Annotated in this window: 13 protein-coding genes; 10 read left to right on the top strand and 3 right to left on the bottom strand. The window is 45.2% G+C overall.

Annotation, left to right across the window (positions count from 1 at the left end; all coding sequences use genetic code 11):
• Positions 1 to 5 precede the first annotated feature (5 nt).
• On the bottom strand, positions 6 to 887 hold the full coding sequence (locus tag H3S83_RS04430; RefSeq protein ID WP_198239022.1) for a methyltransferase domain-containing protein: 882 nt from the start codon (positions 885 to 887) through the stop codon (positions 6 to 8).
• 216 nt (positions 888 to 1,103) lie between these two features.
• On the opposite strand from H3S83_RS04430, the gene H3S83_RS04425 reads away from it, so the two are divergent.
• Genes H3S83_RS04425 through H3S83_RS04415 form a run of 3 tightly spaced genes read left to right on the top strand, consistent with a single transcriptional unit; the run spans position 1,104 to position 2,549 of the window.
• On the top strand, positions 1,104 to 1,823 hold the full coding sequence (locus tag H3S83_RS04425) for a ComF family protein (RefSeq protein WP_198239660.1): 720 nt from the start codon (positions 1,104 to 1,106) through the stop codon (positions 1,821 to 1,823).
• A 43-nt stretch (positions 1,824 to 1,866) separates the two neighbouring features.
• Positions 1,867 to 2,124, top strand: coding sequence for a glutaredoxin 3 (gene grxC / locus H3S83_RS04420; RefSeq protein WP_198239659.1), 258 nt, complete (start codon positions 1,867 to 1,869; stop codon positions 2,122 to 2,124).
• Positions 2,124 to 2,549 carry a DUF1178 family protein gene (locus tag H3S83_RS04415; RefSeq protein WP_198239021.1) on the top strand — a complete coding sequence of 142 codons (426 nt, stop codon included), beginning with the start codon at positions 2,124 to 2,126 and terminating at the stop codon, positions 2,547 to 2,549. The genes grxC and H3S83_RS04415 overlap by 1 nt, the downstream gene beginning before the upstream one ends.
• Positions 2,550 to 2,587: 38 nt before the next feature.
• On the opposite strand, the gene ubiG is transcribed toward H3S83_RS04415, so the two are convergent.
• Positions 2,588 to 3,334 (bottom strand): bifunctional 2-polyprenyl-6-hydroxyphenol methylase/3-demethylubiquinol 3-O-methyltransferase UbiG, encoded by a 747-nt coding sequence (ubiG, locus tag H3S83_RS04410; protein ID WP_077970668.1) that lies wholly within the window; start codon positions 3,332 to 3,334, stop codon positions 2,588 to 2,590.
• Positions 3,335 to 3,517: 183 nt separating this feature from the next.
• Between ubiG and H3S83_RS04405 the strand changes: the two genes are divergently transcribed.
• Both H3S83_RS04405 and ptsP read left to right on the top strand, forming a co-directional pair.
• Entirely contained in the window at positions 3,518 to 4,771 is a 1,254-nt protein-coding gene (locus H3S83_RS04405) for an aspartate kinase (protein ID WP_077970667.1), read from the top strand.
• A gap of 101 nt (positions 4,772 to 4,872) precedes the next feature.
• Entirely contained in the window at positions 4,873 to 7,140 is a 2,268-nt protein-coding gene (gene ptsP / locus H3S83_RS04400; protein WP_198239020.1) for a phosphoenolpyruvate--protein phosphotransferase, read from the top strand.
• A 404-nt stretch (positions 7,141 to 7,544) separates the two neighbouring features.
• Here the strand turns inward: ptsP and H3S83_RS04395 are convergent, their stop codons facing one another.
• A complete protein-coding gene (locus tag H3S83_RS04395; RefSeq protein WP_198239019.1) occupies positions 7,545 to 8,924 on the bottom strand; it encodes an amino acid permease in 1,380 nt (459 codons plus the stop codon).
• A 448-nt stretch (positions 8,925 to 9,372) separates the two neighbouring features.
• Between H3S83_RS04395 and H3S83_RS04390 the strand changes: the two genes are divergently transcribed.
• From H3S83_RS04390 to H3S83_RS04370, 5 genes are all read left to right on the top strand, one after another.
• Positions 9,373 to 10,179 carry a phosphatase PAP2 family protein gene (locus H3S83_RS04390; RefSeq protein ID WP_078039179.1) on the top strand — a complete coding sequence of 269 codons (807 nt, stop codon included), beginning with the start codon at positions 9,373 to 9,375 and terminating at the stop codon, positions 10,177 to 10,179.
• A 3-nt stretch (positions 10,180 to 10,182) separates the two neighbouring features.
• Complete coding sequence (locus tag H3S83_RS04385; RefSeq protein ID WP_198225158.1) at positions 10,183 to 11,829, top strand: phosphoethanolamine transferase; 1,647 nt, start codon at positions 10,183 to 10,185, stop codon at positions 11,827 to 11,829.
• 3 nt (positions 11,830 to 11,832) lie between these two features.
• The gene (locus H3S83_RS04380) at positions 11,833 to 12,486 is read left to right on the top strand and encodes a response regulator transcription factor (RefSeq protein ID WP_077970662.1); all 654 of its coding nucleotides are present in this window, start codon (positions 11,833 to 11,835) and stop codon (positions 12,484 to 12,486) included.
• A complete protein-coding gene (locus H3S83_RS04375; RefSeq protein WP_078039177.1) occupies positions 12,480 to 13,811 on the top strand; it encodes an ATP-binding protein in 1,332 nt (443 codons plus the stop codon). Before H3S83_RS04380 ends, H3S83_RS04375 begins: the two co-directional genes overlap by 7 nt.
• Before the next feature lie 498 nt (positions 13,812 to 14,309).
• Positions 14,310 to 19,988 (top strand): autotransporter outer membrane beta-barrel domain-containing protein, encoded by a 5,679-nt coding sequence (locus tag H3S83_RS04370; protein ID WP_198239018.1) that lies wholly within the window; start codon positions 14,310 to 14,312, stop codon positions 19,986 to 19,988.
• Positions 19,989 to 20,099 lie beyond the last annotated feature (111 nt).

Raw genomic sequence — 20,099 nt, 5'->3', positions numbered from 1 at the left:
CGCTATCAATGGGCCGATTTATCTCCCAGAACATCAACAAGAGATATTGTTGCTGTTCCCGGACGAGCCGGTTTTTGCTGGCTTTTATCCGGAGCCCACCCCGAAAGCCAGATAAATGAAAAACTTGCACGGATACGGCCATCATTATCGCTAAAACGGTCCGCATAAATTTCGGCAACACGCTGAAAAAATCCCCTGCTTACCGGACGATGGGAACGACCGATCAGCGCATTCTGCATCCCCATAGCACGCAAATCATCAATAAGATGAAAAACCGTATCATAACGGACAGTCAAATTTTCCACGTCGCTCACCGGCATTGCAAAACCGGCTCTTTGAAGCAAGGCTCCGGCATCCCTAATATCAACGAACGGGTAAATCCTCGGACTGGCTCCGCCGTAAAGTTCATTTTCAGCTTCAAGCATAGATTCCCGTAATTCGCCTAATGTCCCCGCTCCGGCCATAACCCCCAGAAAAAGGCCATCCGGTTTCAAACTGTTGCGAATCTGGGTCAGTACTCCTGGAACGTCATTCGTTATGCTAAGTGACAAAAGCGAAATAGCAAGATCATAAGCCCCGGCCGGCAAATCTATAATTTCCCGATCACGCCGCAAAAAAGCGTGTTTGCCATTCGTATAACGGTCGTCACTTTCAACACTATCGACACTAGAAACTTTTCCCGAATTGACGAGTGCTTCGGCTCCTGCTCCGGTATGGCCGAAAAGGTCTACAGCATGACTGAACTTCCGGTCAACCGTCTGCAACCTTTCCTGTAATTCCTCGGTAATACGTCTGAGTAAAAAATCGCCTTTATTACCGTAACGATTAAAAGCGCGGCTTCGGAACTGTTCAATTCTATTCTGGTCAAAAATAAGAAAATCTGTCATTATCTGCTATAGCGTGTTTTAGCCGTCATCAATTATTCTGGAAAGATTGACGGACCCGTCCGTAATCATTGATCAGAATAAACCCAAACAGGTCGTTTTAACAATATCCCGGGAATTTTCATTGCAAATGCAGTCATTTATCTAAAAAGGTCAAAAAGATTGTTAAAGGCACAATATCTTGATCGGAAAACTTTGGTAAAATTCGGGGAACATGTCATGAATGTGCTGTTTCCTCCAACATGTCCGGGATGTGGTGCTTTTGTCGAAAAAAGCGGTACTATATGCGCAGAATGCTGGCAGAAATTACACTTTATAACCAAGCCTTATTGCCCCGTTATGGGAACGCCATTCACTTACGATCCCGGAGAAGGTTTTTTAAGTGGGGAAGCTTTGCAGTCACCTCCCCCGTTTCAACGTGCGCGCTCGGCCGTTGCCCATTTCGGACTTGCTCGCAACCTTGTTGCACGGCTTAAATATGGAGACCGGACAGATCTTGCACCGTCCATGGCCGAATGGATGATCATTGCGGGCAAGGAACTTCTTGATGACGCCGATGTCATTGTGCCTATTCCTTTGCATTACCGCCGTTTTTTAAAACGTACATATAATCAGGCTACAGAGCTTTCCCGCCATATTGCCAAAAGAAGCGGAAAACCGTTGCAACCATTTCTTCTCAGACGGAGAAAGAACACCCGCCAGCAAGTGGGACTTCTCAGGAAAGCCCGTCAACGGAATATGATCGGCGCATTCCTTGTTCCGGAAAAGGAAAAAGCGAAAATCAAAGACAAACACGTTCTGCTTGTGGATGATGTCTTTACAACCGGTTCGACTGTCCGCTCGGCAACAAAGGCACTTCTGCGAGGAGAAGCCAAAAGTGTTGATGTCCTTACCTTTTCACGCGTATTGCCGGAATTATATGAAGATCCGACCTCTTGAGGAAAAATCGAAAGGCACTTATATAGCGACAATGGAGAAGAAAATGCCGCATGTAACGATTTACACCCGTCCTCACTGTCCTTATTGCGAGAGTGCTATGGAATTGTTGCAATCAAAAAACGTTCAGTATGAAGAAATTGACGGTTCCGGTGAAAGACGCGCAGAAATGGTGAAACGTGCACATGGCCGCAATACTTTCCCGCAAATTTTTATTGGTGAAAGACATATTGGCGGTTGCGATGATCTTTATGAGCTTGAAAGAAGCGGCAAGCTCGACACACTTCTTTCCGGCGAAAAATAATGATCCGTTTTTCGCTTCATTGTGATCACGCTCATGAATTCGACGGTTGGTTCCGGAATAATGATGATTTTTTATATCAGAAAAAAACCGGCCTCATTCACTGTCCTGTTTGCGACTCAAACGTCATAGATAAAACATTGATGGCTCCTGCAGTTTCTACTTCCAGAAAACATGGACAGGTCGGAATGGGGCTCAATCAAGAGCAAAAAAGAATAATTGAAGAAATGCGCAAACTTACCCGCCAAGTGCGCAAAAATGCCGAATATGTCGGTGACCATTTTGCCGAGGAAGCAAGGCGCATTCATTTCAAGGAAGTTAAAGAACGCCCCATCTATGGCGAGGCAAGTTCGGAAGAGGTCTCTTCACTCGTCGATGACGGCATTCCGGTCATGCCGCTTGCACCATTGCCGGAAGATGAAAACTGATCTTCCGGCAAATATCCGGTTATTTCCAAATTTTATGCTTATTTCAGCCGGCGGGCCAACAACATATAGTTGACATCCGTATCTTTCGACCGGTTCCAGCTATCCTTGAAGGGATTATAGGTAATGCCCAATTTGTCTATCACTGTAAGGCCGGCAGTATTCAGCTTTTCTGTAATTTCGTCGGGCGTCAGAAACTTGTTATAATCGTGTGTTCCTTTCGGTAACCACCGTAAAATATATTCAGCTCCGATAATAGCCAGTCCCCACGATTTTAGTGTTCGGTTCAGTGTTGCAACAAACATAAGGCCTTGGGGTTTGACCATTCTGGCACTTTCTGACATGAAGAGATCAACATCGGAAACATGTTCGACCACTTCCATATTGAGAACAACGTCGAATTGTTCTCCGGCTTTTGCCAAATCTTCGGCTGTTGTAGCACGGTAATCTATAGTCAAGCCTGATTGAGTCGCGTGAAGTTTTGCCACTTCTATATTGGTGGTTGAAGCATCGGCACCCACGACATCGGCACCAAGACGCGCCATCGGTTCACAAAGAAGTCCACCACCACAACCAATATCAAGAAAACGTATTCCTTTTAAAGGTTCGGCATCCTTGGGATCGCGGTCGAAAGCCTCACAAACCTTTTCCTTGATATAGGAAAGGCGTGCCGGATTGAATTTATGGAGAGGGCGGAATTTTCCTTGCGGATTCCACCATTCTGCGGCAATGCGCGAAAAATGATCTACTTCTGCCTGATCTATCGTGGTACGTTGGGCTTCTGCCATAGGGGGCTCTCCTATAAGATTACATATATGAGTTCTGTCTTAAATGGGGCAAAGTCAAGAGACAAACAAGTAAATATGTCAGTCTTGCGTAAATTCTCAATATTGGCTATGTCAGCATAGCCAAAAGGCCTACAAGGCTCGGCGTTGGAACAGTTTAAAAAATTAGAGGCAAGAGTTGTTTAAATGGCGCGCATAGTCATGAAATTCGGTGGAACTTCAGTCGCCAATATCGAGCGCATCAAAAATGTTGCGCGCCACGTCAAACGTGAAGTTGATGCTGGCAATGAAGTTGCTGTCGTTGTCTCGGCAATGGCTGGTAAAACAAACGAGCTCGTCGGCTGGACACGTGAAGCCTCCCCGATGCATGACGCCCGCGAATATGATGTCGTTGTCGCCTCGGGTGAACAGGTAACCGCCGGACTTCTGGCTATTACCCTGCAGTCCATGGGAATCAATGCGCGCTCATGGCTCGGTTGGCAAATTCCGATAGAGACAGATAATGCTCACGGTGCTGCACGCATTACAAAAATCGACGGTTCGCAATTAATCCAGCGTTTCAAAGAAGGACAAGTTGCTGTCATTGCGGGTTTTCAAGGCATCGGACCTGATAAACGCATTACCACACTCGGCCGTGGCGGGTCGGATACCAGCGCGGTTGCGATAGCTGCCGCCGTCAAAGCGGATAGATGCGATATCTATACCGATGTTGACGGGGTCTATACGACAGACCCGCGAATTGACCCCAAAGCGCGTCGTCTGCCGAAAGTAGCATTCGAGGAAATGCTGGAAATGGCTTCTCTTGGTGCCAAAGTTTTGCAGGTGCGCTCGGTCGAACTTGCAATGGTTCATAAAGTACGCACATTTGTGCGTTCGAGTTTCGAGGATCCCGATGCTCCGGGCATGGGGGACCCTATCAATCCACCCGGAACACTCATTTGCGACGAGGATGAAATCGTGGAACAACAGGTTGTCACAGGCATTGCTTTTGCCAAAGAAGAGGCACAAATTTCTTTACGCCGTTTGGCAGATCGACCGGGTATTTCGGCAGCAATATTCGGACCATTGGCCGAGGAACATGTTAATGTCGATATGATCGTACAGAATATTTCGGAAGACGGTTCCAAGACCGACATGACATTTACTGTACCGGCAACCGACATTGACAAAGCTGTTGCAACCCTCGAAGCCAACAAAAAAGAAATCGGCTTTGATGTTATCCAGTCGGAAACAGATCTCGCAAAGGTTTCAATCATCGGCATAGGTATGCGTAGTCATGCTGGTGTTGCTGCAACAGCGTTCAAAGCATTGGCTGAAAAAGGTATCAATATCCGGGCGATCACGACATCTGAAATCAAGATTTCAATTTTGATCGACAATGCCTATACCGAATTGGCTGTACGAACCTTACATACGGTATATGGCTTGGATAAAGGCTAAGGGATGAACCTACCGGTTTGTCTTGGGAATAATAAAGCGGGTTGACCTTTAACTATCATGAGCATGAGACTTAACTATCATAACGGGAGATATGATAAATTATGCGGGAGACCCATGTAGGCCCCAAAGTTATTCTGAAGCGGCTACGCGAGTTTATGGCACGCGCCATGGACTCACAAGAACGACTTGACCTTATTGTTCGTGAAATCGCGCGCAATATGGACGCAGAGGTTTGCTCGTTCTATGTTTTGCGTTCCGACAATATGTTGGAACTTTATGCGACAGAAGGCCTTAATCCCGGTGCTGTCCACCTTTCGGAATTACGTTTGGGGCAAGGTCTGGTGGGAACCATTGCAGCCACTGCCCGTCCGCTCAATCTGACAGACGCAAGAAAACATCCGGCATTCGCCTATCTTCCCGAAACGGGTGAAGAAATCTATTCGTCATTTCTCGGTGTTCCAATCTTACGCGCCGGTCGCACCTTGGGTGTTCTTGTTGTCCAGAACCGCAATAAGCGTGGTTATAGTGACGAGGAAGTCGAAGCCCTCGAAACAGTTGCCATGGTTCTTGCAGAAATGGTTGCAGCAGGTGATCTACCGAGGCTTACCCGTCCCAATGTCGATGTTGACATGCGCCGCCCGTTCACGCTTGTTGGCCAGTCACTCAACGAGGGCATCGGCCTTGGTCATATTGTTCTTCATGAACCGCGACTTGTCGTGACCAACCTCTTCAATGAAAATAGCAATGCGGAAATCGAGAAGCTCACAAAAGCAATCAACTCGTTACGTCTATCAATCGATGACATGCTTTCAAGAAGTGATGTAGCAAGTGAAGGCGAACACCGCGAAATTCTTGAAACCTATCGTATGTTTGCCAATGACCGCGGCTGGATAAGGCGGCTTGAAGAAGCAATCAAAAACGGTTTGACTGCGGAAGCGGCAGTTGAAAAAGTTCAAAGTGATACACGTGCACGCATGGTTCACCTGACGGATCCCTATTTGCGTGAACGATTGTCAGACTTTGACGATCTCGCCAATCGCCTGCTTTATCAATTGATGGGGCGCACGCGCGAAACAATCAATGCCGATTTACCGACAGATTCAATTATTGTCGCCCGCTCGATGGGGGCGGCCGAATTATTGGATTATCCGCGGGAACGTATTCGTGGCCTTGTATTGGAAGATGGGGCCTCTACAAGCCACGTAGCTATTGTTGCGCGTGCCATGTCAATACCGGTTGTGGGGCAAGTCAAAGGGGTCGTGTCTCTATCGGAAAATGGCGACCCTGTGATAATTGACGGTGATGATGGCAAAGTTTACCTGCGCCCTATAGCGGATGTTGAAAGTGCTTTTGTTGAAAAAGCGCGGTTTCGTGCCCGTAAACAAAAACTCTATCGTGATTTGCGGGATGTGCCGGCCAATACCAAGGATGGCCGCCACATTACCTTGCTCATCAATGCCGGTCTCCTCGTCGATCTACCACAACTTGATGAATCGGGAGCGGAAGGCATTGGCCTTTTCCGCACTGAATTACAGTTCATGATTGCCTCGACATTTCCTCGCGCCCACGAACAGGAAAAACTCTATCGCAATGTCTATAAGGAAATTGGCGACAAGCCGGTTACTTTCCGGACGCTCGATATCGGTGGAGACAAGGTGTTGCCCTATTTCCGCAGCAAAGGGAAAGAAGAAAACCCTGCCCTCGGCTGGCGCGCTATCCGCCTGACACTTGACAAACCGGCATTGATGAGAACGCAATTGCGCGCTTTGCTGAAAGCCTCCGGCGGACGGGAATTACGTGTCATGCTGCCAATGGTGACCGAGGTCGGCGAAATATACCACACGCGCAAACTTATCGATCGGGAGGTTGCTTATCTTACGCGTTTTGGTCATGCAATGCCAACGCGGCTGAAATTGGGGGCTATGGTAGAAGTACCGGCGCTCTTGTTCCAGCTTGATGAACTCATGCGTGTTGTTGACTTTGTTTCCGTCGGCTCCAATGATCTTTTTCAATTTATGATGGCAATTGATCGGGGAAATTCTGAGATAGCCCATCGTTTTGATCAACTTTCTGCCCCGTTCTTACGTGCTTTACGCAAAATTATCGAAGCAGGTGAGCGCAATAACACGCCGGTGACCCTCTGCGGTGAAATGGCCGGTAAACCATTGCTTGCTTTGGCACTTTTGGGACTTGGCTTTACCCGCATTTCCATGACCCCGTCAGCCATCGGTCCAATCAAGGCCATGTTGCTCAGGCTTGATATCGGAGATTTACAAAAAGCATTGCTCGCCGAACTGGAAAAAACAACAACGGCAACATTGCGATCCTGGCTGATGAATTATGCCGAAGCAAATAATATCGCGTTATAAATCCGAGATTTACCGGTCTATTTGATCTAAAGCCGTTTGCTATAGTCTGTTTAACTTTTCTGCTCTGTTTTGATGATCGCCAATCGTTCGAATGATCGGTTCCCGCTATTTCAAAGCCGGTCCTTTTGTTACCCTATAGGCTTTCAAATCGAGGGACTTTCAACAAGGGGCCGACCATACAAGCATCTTCAAGACGTTTTGAAGCAATGGAACGGCACAATTTCGACTTTTTGCGACTCTCGCTCACTTTCGCGCACAAAAGCCCCATTCCCCTTTCCGAAAGGGAATATGCCAAAAACCGTTTTCTACCCGATAAATCTTTTGGCCATCGAATTTTCCTCTTTGCCCTTACACCTTACAAAAAGACTTCTTGGTAGTTTGGAAACTGCTTCAAGTTTTGAAGGTTATTTCAAATTGGCATGTTTTGCTTCATTCCCTGTCCGCTTCATAACAAAATAGCAGACAAACATTACCACAATCCATATGATACCGACGACGAGTGCAGGTGCTGTATCTTCAAAAAATCCGAGAAGCACAATGATAAAAATCATGAAAAGAATAGCAATGATTGGACCAACCGGCCAGAACGGAATTTGATAACGCAAGTTTTTCTGTTCGGCTTTTGACATTTTAAGTCGCATACAAACTTGTGAAAGCAAAATCATCAGCCAGACAAAGACTGTCGCAAATGTTGCCATAGCAGCGATCAGGAAAAACAGTTTGTCATGGACAAAATAATTGAGCACCACGCCAATAACCAACACACAGAACATTGCTAAAACCGACAACACCGGAATTCCGTTTTTTGAAACAAAATTGAGTTTTTTGGGGGCATGACCATCTTCGGCAAGGCCATGCAACATGCGGCCCGCACCGTATAAGTCGCTGTTGATGGCAGAAATTGCAGCAGTTATCACAACAATATTGAGGATATTGGCCGCATATTTGATGCCAAGACTTTCAAAAATCGTAACAAACGGGCTGCCTTCAAGGCCAATCTTGTTCCAGGGATAAAGCGACATCAAAATAGCAAGCGTTGCTACATAGAAAAACAGGATACGGAATGGAATAGCATTGATTGCCTTTGGAATATTCCGGTCGGCATCTTTCACTTCGACAGCCATAAGGCCGATAATTTCAATTCCACCGAAAGCGAACACAACCACACTGAAAGAAGCAATAAAACCTTCCCAGCCATTTGGCATAAAGCCGCCATTGCTCCAAAGATTATGAATACCGGTTGCTTCATGTGTTGCTGTACCGAAGCCGAATAACATAATTCCGAAACCGGCAATGATCATGGCTATAATGGCTCCGATTTTGACGACGGATAGCCAAAATTCCATTTCACCATAAATTTTGACAGCGGTGAGGTTCAAACCGGTTATGACAAGAGTGATACCGAGCGTCCATAACCAAGGCGAAACCTCGGGAAACCAGAACCCCATATAAGTTGCAAAAGCGGTAATGTCAGCAAGACAAACGAGTACCATTTCAAAAACATAGGTCCAGCCAGTAAGAAAACCGGAAAACGGGTTCATATAATTGGAGGCATAACGGCCAAATGAACCGGGAAGTGGATTGTGAAGAACCATTTCACCCAGCGCCCGCATGACCATGAAAGCCATAACACCTGAAATGCAATAAGCCAGAAGGACACTGGGACCTGCTACTTTAATGGCTCCGGCCGAGCCATAAAATAATCCCGTGCCGATAGCAGAACCAAGAGCTATAAAAAACACATGCCGCTTGCTCAGGCCTTTTTTCAGTGAACTGTTCTGCATTTCCCGTCTCTCCATGGCGTTATATTGAATGTGTTAGGCAAAAGATGATGAATATTCAAGAAAGAAAGGAAACGATTATTCGATTGTAACAAGATAATGAAAATACCGGTCCGAATAATATTGCCTCTATGACAGCTTGGAAAACCGCTACGGCGTTTTCTGGAACTTTCGTTAATCTCATAAAATGCGCCGTTTTCTTGTCCTTATGAAATTCGCTAACAATTTGTCTTTTTTCTAAAATCGACAAAAGCTCGCAAATAAATGAAATTCTTTAAGAGATAAAATCGGATAAAATGACCGAATTTCGCTCATTTTTTTGAAAAATATCCGGAATTACGGCCATCTCGGGGGATCGAGCCTTTCCATTTTTTCAATCCAAAGTTTTTTTGCCATTCAGGATACTGTCAGTTTTAGCGCTTAGATAGCAGATCAAACAAGGATTCTGCGAATGCGCAAAACTCGAAAACTGACAATTGCCGTTCTTGGCTGTGCAACATTGTTTTGCAGTGGTTATTATTTGAGCGGGAACGGCTATCTGAACCGTTATGGCGAGCAACGGATGATGCTTGACGTCACCCCTCCTCCCTTTGGAAGTGCCGAGCAACAACGCGATGAAAAAATTTTTTTGAAAACCCGTAACTATACAGGCAGTGCACGTTGGAAACAGGCAATAAACGACGCTAAAGCAACTCAAGCAGAGCTTATTCAAAGCTTTAGCTGCGCGACGGGCCACCAATTAGACCCGAAAAATATGCCGAATTTTGTCAAGCTTTTTACCAAAATCGATGAAGACGCAGAAAGACTGACACGACAATCCAAGAAAGAATTCAAGATTCCTCGTCCTTATATCGCTTATGGAGGCGCTTCTTGCGCGAGACCTTCAGGTTACGATTATCCGTCCGGTCACGCCATGGAAGGATGGACAGTTGCACGCTTACTGGTTGAATTTTTCCCTGAAAGACGCGCAGCCATTTTCACCCGTGCGCGCAGTTTTGCTGAAAGCCGCGTCATTTGCGGTGTCCATAGTGTTAGTGCCGTGGAAGTTGACGAACATTATTCGGAAAGACTTTTCGAACGCTTGAAAAAACTTAAGACCTTCCAAAATGATCTGTCCATTACACAAAGTGAAATGGAAAAACTGAAAGAATGGTCTGACAAAAACGGCAAATGCGAAAAATTTCCGGCCGAATATGTCAAACCGTTTTCTATCAGAACGTCTTTTTCCTATTCCTATCCCGCTCATGTTGTGAGGTGACACATGTTTCGCACCATTTTGAAATATCGCCCTGCAATCAGTAGCGTGGCTCTATCAATTATCGTTGCATTTTACATGCTTCTGATTTTTAACCGCACGTTCTGGCAACATGTTTTACAGGCCTTCAATTATGATTTTGCGCCGATTATGGCAATTGCTGTCGGTGTTGCCTGTTTGTTTATTGCACTCACGGTAACTTTTTCGGTTAAATATCTTATCAAGCCGGTTTTTATAATTTTCATTATGGTAGGAAGTATCGCAAGCTGGTTTACGGATGAATTCGGAACAATTATCGACCGCGATATGATTGCCAATGCTGTAGAGACCACTTCGGCAGAAGCGTCCAACCTGCTTACACCTGCATTTTTCCTCCATCTTGTATTAACCGGCATTGTTCCTTGCTTGCTTATATTGTGGATAAAAATCAAACATTTTCCACTCGTAAAGAAGGTACTTGTCAATCTCTCGATTATTGTCCCCTGCTTGTTGATCGCCGTTTTTTGCACGTTGATTACATCACGTCAGTTGATTTCAACATTACGCGAGCACAATGAAATAGTGCGTATTGTCAACCCTATTCTTCCTATCGGTCATGCTGTAAAATATGTGACCCGCAGGGAACATGCGAAAATACGTGTTTTCAAACAAGTAGGGCTTGATGCCAAAGTAGTGCCATTCGAACCGCAAAACAATCGTCCGCGCGTTACCATTGTGGTTGCCGGCGAAACAGCACGGGCAGAGGATTTTTCGCTGCAAGGCTATGATAAAGAAACCAATCCGGAATTAAAAAAGCGGGATATAATCTATTTCCCGAACACCACTTCATGTGGTACCGCGACAGCACAATCGCTTCCATGCATGTTTTCACCCTTTCCTCGCAAGGAATTCTCGATAGCTCGCGCTATATCAACCAATAGTCTTCCGGATATTTTGAAAAACGCCGGAATTAACGTCGAATGGTGGGAAAATAACACCGGTAGCAAAGGTGTTGCAGACCGCGTCAACAACGTATCTTTCTATGGGCTTAAAGATCCCGAATTCTGCATTGAAGGCGAATGTCAGGACGGCATAATGCTCGAAAAACTCGGGCAATGGCTTGATAATATTGACCATGACAGCGTGTTGTTTATCCACCAATTAGGTAGCCACGGTCCTGCCTATTTCGAACGTTATCCGGAAAAATTCAGACATTTTCGGCCAGACTGCAGAAAGACTGTCTTCAGCGAGTGCAAGCCGGAAGAAATCCGCAATGCTTATGACAACACTATTCTCTATACCGATTATTTTTTAAGCCAGATTATCGATGCGTTAAACCAGCGCGCGGGCAAATTCGATTCTGCTATGATCTATATGTCCGACCATGGCGAATCTCTGGGCGAAAACGGTTTATATTTACACGGTATGCCTTATTCGATTGCACCGAAAGAGCAGACACATATTCCATTTATTTTGTGGATGTCCTCGCCCTTTGCAAAGACGATGAACCTCGATTTGGGATGTATACGCAAAGATGCCGAATCTAAACAAATGTCACATGACAATCTTTTCCCTTCCGTCTTGACCATGATGAATGTTAAAACAACATTAAAGGATGACCGGCTTGATCTCTTCAGATCATGCCAATCCAGTCAGATAGCCTTGGAAAAATAAAACATGCGCGTATTGCTGATTGAAGATGACAAATCGCTCGGACGCGCGGTGCGTGACCACCTCGTTAACCAGAACAACGCGATCGACTGGGCGGAAAATCTTGAAGATGCCTATGCAGCCGTTTCGACCACGCGTTATGATTTTATATTGCTTGATTTACGTCTACCGGATGGAAGCGGACTGGATTTTCTGAAAAATATCCGAACGAAAAATTTAACGTCGCCTGTGGTAATATTGACCGCGCACGACCAGATTAGCGAACGGATAGAAGGTCTGAATAGCGGTGCTGATGATTATATTGTCAAACCGTTCGACCTTTATGAACTCACCGCCCGAATTGGTGCTGTCGCCCGCAGAACAAATGGTCTTTCAAAATCGGAAATAAAAATCGGCTCTATGACCCTCGATATGGAAAATAAACGGATTTTTATTGACGATAAAGAAGTCGAGTTAAGTTCCCGTGAATGGGCCATTATCGAACATATGGCGAGCCACCCGAATATGCTTGTCACCAAAGCACAGATTGAAGATACAATCTATGCATTCGGTTCGGAAGTCGAAAGCAATACAGTTGAAGTCTATATAAGTCGTTTACGCAAGAAAATCGGTAAAGACCGCATCAAGACACATCATGGTCGCGGGTATAGTCTATGTTGAATTTCAAGCAGAAGGAGAAAAGTCTCACACGGCGGGTTATCGTTTCAGCGACCTGTGCCAATCTGGTTTTCTGGGTTATTGCTTGTCTCATGGCAGCTTTTGTCATGTATGAGGAATATGGGGAATCTTTCGATGGCACACTGCAGGTAACCGCCGAGCGTCTTCTTCCTCTCGCTTTGGAAGATGTGCGCGACAATGACAAAGATTCCGACCTTCTCGTTAGAACAGACAATCACTCGACACCGGCGGAATACACAACATATCAGGTCCTTGACCGCGATGGAAAAATGGTCATGCGTTCGGAAGATGCGCCTGCTAATCCCTATGGAGTACCTCTCAAAACCGGTTTTTTTAAAACAAAAAAATGGCGGGTCTATTCCCTCGTCAGTCAGGATGGCGATTATCTCATTCAGGTTGCCGACCGACTTTCCGAAAGGCGGGAAGCCGCCCGCGAGGCTATGACGGCAATGCTCATACCTGCTTTACTTCTCATCCCGCTCAGTATGCTTGCAATCGGTTTTATTGTTCGCAACCAATTGCGTCCGATAAAGAAATTGAGTGAAACGATTGCCAAAAAAGACACGGGCAATATGCAGGCCATACGCTCGCAATCCATGCCGGAAGAATTTCAGCCCATTATCGGTTCGGTCAATAGTCTTTTGGAGAAATTGAAATCGGCGCTTGAGGCAGAACGATCTTTCACATCTAATAGTGCGCATGAAATACGAACACCTATAGCGGCGGCTTTGGCGCATACACAGGTTCTTATCGAAGAAACCCCCAAACGTTATCATAGAAGAGCAAAAGAAGTGGAAAATGCTCTACAACGTTTACGTCGTTTGAGTGAAAAACTGCTTCAGCTTGCTCGTGCAGACACCCAACTCGGAACGAGTGAAAAACTTGTCGATCTCATCCCCTTTATTGATGCCGTGGTTGAGGATTTCAACCGTGCCAATCTGACAAAGGGAAGACTTGTCACACACTATAATACCGATGTTCTCGACAAACATCTTAATGGAGATGCTTTCGGCGTTATTGTGCGCAATTTACTTGAAAACGCATTGAATTATAGTTCGGAAGGTTCATCTGTCGATATAACAATCAATCGGGACAATATTATCATATCCAATGATTGCCCTGTTGTTCCCCTTTCCAAACTGAAATTGTTGAGCCAACGTTTCTACCGTGGAGACAATCATAAAGAAGGCTCCGGCCTTGGCTTGTCTATTGTTGAAGCTTTGGAGAAAACTATGCCGATCAAAATTACCTATCGGTCTCCAAGAACCGGAAGCTCACAAGGTTTCGAAGTAACAATCGATCTCTGAGAAAAATAGCGGAGCATCGCTATCAATCTATTGGAAAACTACTGCCAATATGGATATAGGCGACAAGTTGCCGAAGTTTTTTCATTGACGATGAGTATATCATCAATGACGGGCATTTTGCTTCTATCTTTTGCACTGTGGAACGGGCATTTTTTACGTCAAACACTCTATGTTTTTGAATTTTGAGGCTTGCTCTTTCGTTATTTCTTAAAATAATTCTCTTACCTTATCCCTTTTAATCTTGTTTAAAACTTTGATATTTTGGTTCATTTTATTGAATATTGAATTCGTAAAATATATAAAAATTACGGTTTTTTAGGAAAAGCCGAATTTGTGATACGTCTATTTCAAGTTTCACAATCCGTAATGAACATTCAATATCTATCCATCCGGGACGCATTTCCAATACCCACTTTAGTATGAGCGTCTAAGTATCTGGAAATAAAAAATTCAATCAAAACACTGTTCCAGTCAGACTGTATAATGAAGGAACTGTTGATGATAAAGTTTCGTAGCCGTAAAAAGAAATATACCTCCTTTTCTTTTAAAGCCATCATCATTTGCGGCACCGCTGGGTTTTCATTCTATTCTGGCACTTTTCCTCTTTATGCGAATTCGGTTTGCAATGTTGGTTCCAACTGGTCGGGCGGAGAGGCAGCTATTGATAATACATGCACTGTTACAAGTGAAACATTCAATCCGCAAAAAAGTGATAACTATGTAGGCGCAGCGCTGGTTTCCGGAGCCGGAAACAAACTTGACATCAAAGGCGATCTTTCCTCGCTTGCACAGGGAAAACGCGGTGTAAGTGAAGAACTGAACCGGCTTGGAGATCTTGATAGCAGTACAAATGGCAAAACCCGTCTTTCAATGGGAGCCAAGAATGAAATCACGACGATAACTGATAGTGGCGGACAAGTTTCCACCGTAAATGTTTATCCGGATCAGTCTTTCGAAGTTTCCGACTGGGGGGATGCGAAATATCTGACGCCTGAACAAGTTGATGATAATCAATATATTAGCGCCGGTTTCGGCAAAGCTGAAAGTGGCGGAGAGTTAACCGTTGATCTGGAAAATTTTAAAGGAAACGGTTTTTTAAACCCCAAAAAAACTGTTTATCTCGCTCTTAAGAATTCGAATTTGACATGGGCAGATGGAGAAGGCAGTGTTGTAAACTGGGCATCGAAAAATTCATTTGAATCCCGCGCTTATACTTTAAACAAAGATGCCATTGTCCGTGAAATTTCAGTTCCTGTTTTTCCTTATTCATTCACCGGGTATGATGGAACAACCCGTGTAATTAGAAATGTCGAGGAGCTAAAAGCCTACAATCGGGAACTCGTCAACGCTTTGCAAGATAAGAGGTTTCCCGACCTAAAAACCCAACAGGCTTACGATAATGCATTCGCTGCTGCACAACCGACATTCATATCAGTGCCTATAACAAGTCTTGGATCCACAATACCTGACAATGATAAAATTTTCGAAGATCAAGGCAATACCCGTGCTATGTATGCGAGTAACGGGGGAAAAATTGTTGTTACTTCGACAGGTCAAATTGATGTCGGCTTTGACCCGGCAACAATGTCGGGAGCACTCGTTGCAGAAGGGGGGAGTGAAGTTTTAATCGAAAAAGGCGGAATTGTTTCGGCACGCGGAAATTCTGCTGTTATTCTGGGTTCAAACCGCGACCCTAACGACGAGAACAGCACTCATACGACTGGCAACAATTACGGTGTCATCAATTCCGGATTTCGCGAATCGGTTGTACATGAGACAAACGTCAATAATAGTCAAAATGACAAAGAATTTTATTCAGGTTCGGCTGTAGAGGCATTTTACGGTGGCACATTTCATAATGCAGGAATAATAAATGTTGCTGTCAGCCGTTCGAATGAACAATCAACTGCATATAGCAACGGAATTTATCTTCATAACTCCGGTATTGCAACGAATGACGGCATTATCAATGTTGGCGTTAACAATGACGGCCTGCCGGGAAAAGTTGCCGGAGTTGCCATAGACTCGCTTTATTCAAGTTTCACCAACAATTCTTCGGGAACTATTTATATCGGCAGGGCCGCTCAATATAGCAATACCGATATTGTGAGTGATACAACGAACGCCAATAATACCCAATTTTACGGCATTATGGCTTCAAGTAATGCAACAGCGACAAATAATGGCTCCATCATTATCGGTAAAAACATGCAAAACGCGGCCGCTATGGCTGCCGATATCCCGATTGAAGCTGAAGACTATCACGCTCTCAAACTGGTCAATAATGGTACGATAGAGATAAATGGTGCAGCAGTCCCGACGAATGGCAGCGCTACGGCACGCAACTACGGGATGAAGGTTGTAAACAACGGTACAATCGTAAAAAACGGCAACAATATTATCAATAATGTCATCAATAATGGAACGATCAAACTGAACGGGATTAATGGTGTTGGTGTTTACGTTCTTTCAACAAAAGTGCAACAAACAGGTATTAATGATGCAACCGCAACATTGACCAGCACCAGTCATGTGGTTGTTTCGAGCTCCGCACAAACTGACAAATTGATACGCAATTACGGCGTATGGGTCGAAGGACATCCTGATGACACGCACCGTGCAAGGGCTTTTATTGATGGTTCCATCGACCTTACCGGTGATGGTGCTGTAGGGGTTTACGTTCGTGACGGCGGTTATGCAAGCGTAACAGAAAATGCAAATCCGACTTTTGTAACGGGTAAGCGACAAATCGCGTTTTATGTCTATGGCGCAGGAAGCCAGATTGAAAATAGCGCCAGGAACATGGAAGTGAATGCGGATCAATCCAATCTATTCCGGATGGATGGAGGTGCCAGCTTTTATGGACATGGCGAGAATTTGACGGCATCCGGAGAAGATAGCGTCATTATTGAAGGTTCCGGCGCAGATATCAATGGGCGCCAAACAACGATCGAAACCAGAGATGCTCATCTTACCGTTAATAAGAAGGGAGCTACTGCTGTTTTTATTAATGGTGGTGCCATAGGCCAAATCAGTGCTGAAGATCAACTTGAACGTAAAATTTATCTTACCGGAGAGGGAGCAATTGGCGGCATCGTGGACGGCCGTTACCATTTGATCGATTCAAGCTATACAAATGAAGAATATAGTTCAACAAAACTCACCAATTATGCGGATATCACAACCAACGCCAAAAACGTGACCGGTTTCATCACGCGCAACAGTGCCCTTCTGGTCAATCGCGGCACCATTGACATGACAAACGGCACTAATGCTACCGGAATCCATGTGATTGAAGGTGGGCGTCTGGAAAATTATGAAAATATTAGCGTCGCCAATGGAATCGGACTCCATATTGAAGGATTGGCCGGCAGAGACACGCAGGCAAACATTGTTAACACCGGCAAGATAACTGTTAATGATGGAATAGCCGGTATTTACCTCGAGAAAAACGCTTTTGTAAATGCTTCCGGAAATCAGGGGGAAATCAATGTCTTCGGAAGCGCCCACGGTGTTTTGTTAAATTCGGATGCCAAAGGGATAATATTGGGCGGTGACAAGATAACGGTCGGAGCCGGTACAGGGAACGGAGTTGAGAATAATATTAGTTCGACAGAGCCTGATTTTGCGGCAGCTATAGCTTTCAACGGCTCTGTTATCAATGTGGGAGGGAGCGGCTCCGGTATACGCACAGCAGTCGGTCTTGTAACAGGTTACGTTGATGAAAGTGAAACATTACGTGCTTCCACGGTGACAATCAATGTCGCAGCCAACGGTATTGGCTATGATTTCCGCAATGCACAATTGAATGGCCCTATTTTAAATTCCAATGCCATTATAGGGTCTGGTTACACAATCAATGTCACCAGGAACGCAACCGGTATACGCACCAATACAACAGGAATTGTAAAAAACTATGCAACTGTGACGATGGATAATAATGCCACCGGCTCCGGCTGGTTGGCAGGAACCTCTTCATTATCTGAAAATGCCGGAACAATCCAATCCGATACTGAAAATGCCCTGTTGGTCAATTTAACGAATAGGTCATCAAATTCGCCTGACGGAACCAAATTTATCAATAGCGGGCGTTTACTTGCAAAAGCCGATGATGTGCTGGCCGTCAAAGGCAGTCAGAATGGCGATACACTTGTTTTTACAAATCCTTTGTCCGAGGTGCGGGGGCTTGTACATGCTGGCGACGGAAAAGATAATCTCATATGGTCGGGCGGCACTTGGTCTGGCGGATTTGATATGGGCGGAGGAGACGGTGATCAGGCGACCATTGCCAATATAGCTGATACCGGTAACTTCAAACATGCATTGGCCGGCAATGGAAACGACAAAGAACTTACCCTTTCTCGTAGTATTATTAAAGGTGGTTCATTTACTGCCGATGATCTCGCACGGGGTGTCAACTTCGGCGATAATTGGAGGAAAATAAAACTTGCCGACGGCGCAAAACTCACATTAACCGACGATATAAAAAGTAAAGATAATCTTGATTTCATCATTGAAAACAATAGCGTATTGGCTATCAACCACAATGATTATCAAGGAAATAACTCTGCTCCCACCATCTTTAGCGAAAGCGCGTTAAGAGCTTCCTCGAAGGTTAGTCTTACCAATGGCGGTATAATCGATATGGGAAGCAGGAGTAATGACAATATTATAGACAAACTGATTGTCAAAGGTGATTATATCGGAAACAATGGTGGAATTCGCCTTAACAGCGATCTTAATGGCGACGGCGCCGCTTCTGACCGGCTTGTCATTGACGGCGGAACCGCTTCGGGAAAAACGAAAGTTTATATCGATGATTTAATTGTCGGCAGGTTAAGTAAAAAAACCGCATATGAGGGCATAAAAGTCGTTGACGCAATCAATGGCGCAACAACCGGAGAAGACAGCTTTGTTATCGGTAGCGGCTGGGGACGTGGATATCAACGTGATGACGGTATCATGGCCGTTGCCGGTTCCGACACTGCTTATGCCTATTTGCTCAAGCGTGGAGCGGCAAAAAAATCCGGTAACCGCGATGTTTATGGGGACGATGAATTCACCTATGACTGGTATCTTCGTTCGCCGGAAGACACCGACGACGCGGGTGAAGGAAATAGTGGCACTGGCGGCGGTGATACAGGTGGAGGAACCTTGCCCTCAAAACCTTATTACGGCCCGTCAGTCCCGCTTTATGAAGCTTATCCTCAGGTGCTCACAAGTCTCAATCGTTTGTCGACCTTGCAGCAACGAGTTGGTAACCGCTTTTGGACGGATGGAACCGATAATATGGTAAATGAAGTTCATCTTTCCGATCAAGCCTCAACGCTTATTGAACATAGCGGTTTTTGGGGCCGCATGGAGGGAAGCACAGGCAAAGTAACCCCCTCACATTCGCCGACAGATGAACATTATGATCTTGATCTATGGCGCATGCAAAGCGGGATTGATGGTGCACTCGTCGAAAATGCCAACGGAATCCTGATTGGATCTTTGAGTGGTCATTTCGGTCGTGCAGAAGCGTCTGTGCGGTCCGATGACGGGCATGGCAAAGTCGAGGCGGAAGGGTATGGTATAGGGGCTGCAGCCACATGGTATGGCTTCAATGGCAGCTATGTCGATTTACAATCGCAAGCCACCTGGTATGAAACCGATTTCAATTCCAAGAATTTTACCCGTTCGGATACGAAAAACGAAAACGGTTTCGGCTACGCTCTTTCGGCAGAGGCCGGTCATCGATTAAAATTGACGGAAACATGGGATATAACACCGCAAATCCAACTTTCTTATTCGTCAATAGATTTTGACAGTTTTCGCGATGGCTTAAGCACAAAAGTGTCTCTGAAAGATGGTGACAGTCTGGAAGGCCGTGCCGGTGTCGCTTTCAGCAGAGATAAAACGTGGATATCCGATAGCGGAGACCGGCGTCGCACACTCCTATATGGCATAGGCAACCTTTACTACGAGTTTCTTGATGGAACGAAAGTGGATGTTTCCGGCACTTCGTTTCGGAATGAAAATGAAGATTTTCAGGCCGGACTTGGGTTGGGTGGCAGTTATAATTGGAATAATGATAATTGGTCACTCTATGGCGAAACAAATATACGCGGTGCTTTCAAAAATATCAGCGATAATTATAGCTTTGGCGGCACAGTAGGTTTAAGAATTAAATTCTGAGTTTGAGGAGGGATTGTTCTTCATCCATGCGATGGGGAATAATCCTTGAAGCCCGTTCCGGTTGAAAAACCGAAAACCTCAATTGTCGTGAATGCAACGACCCCGTTCATT

It is taken from the genome of Bartonella sp. W8122 (genome assembly GCF_016102485.1).
GTDB lineage: Bacteria > Pseudomonadota > Alphaproteobacteria > Rhizobiales > Rhizobiaceae > Bartonella > Bartonella apihabitans.
The sequence above is the reverse complement of the archived record's forward strand: the minus strand, read 5'-3'. Positions and strand labels throughout refer to the sequence as shown.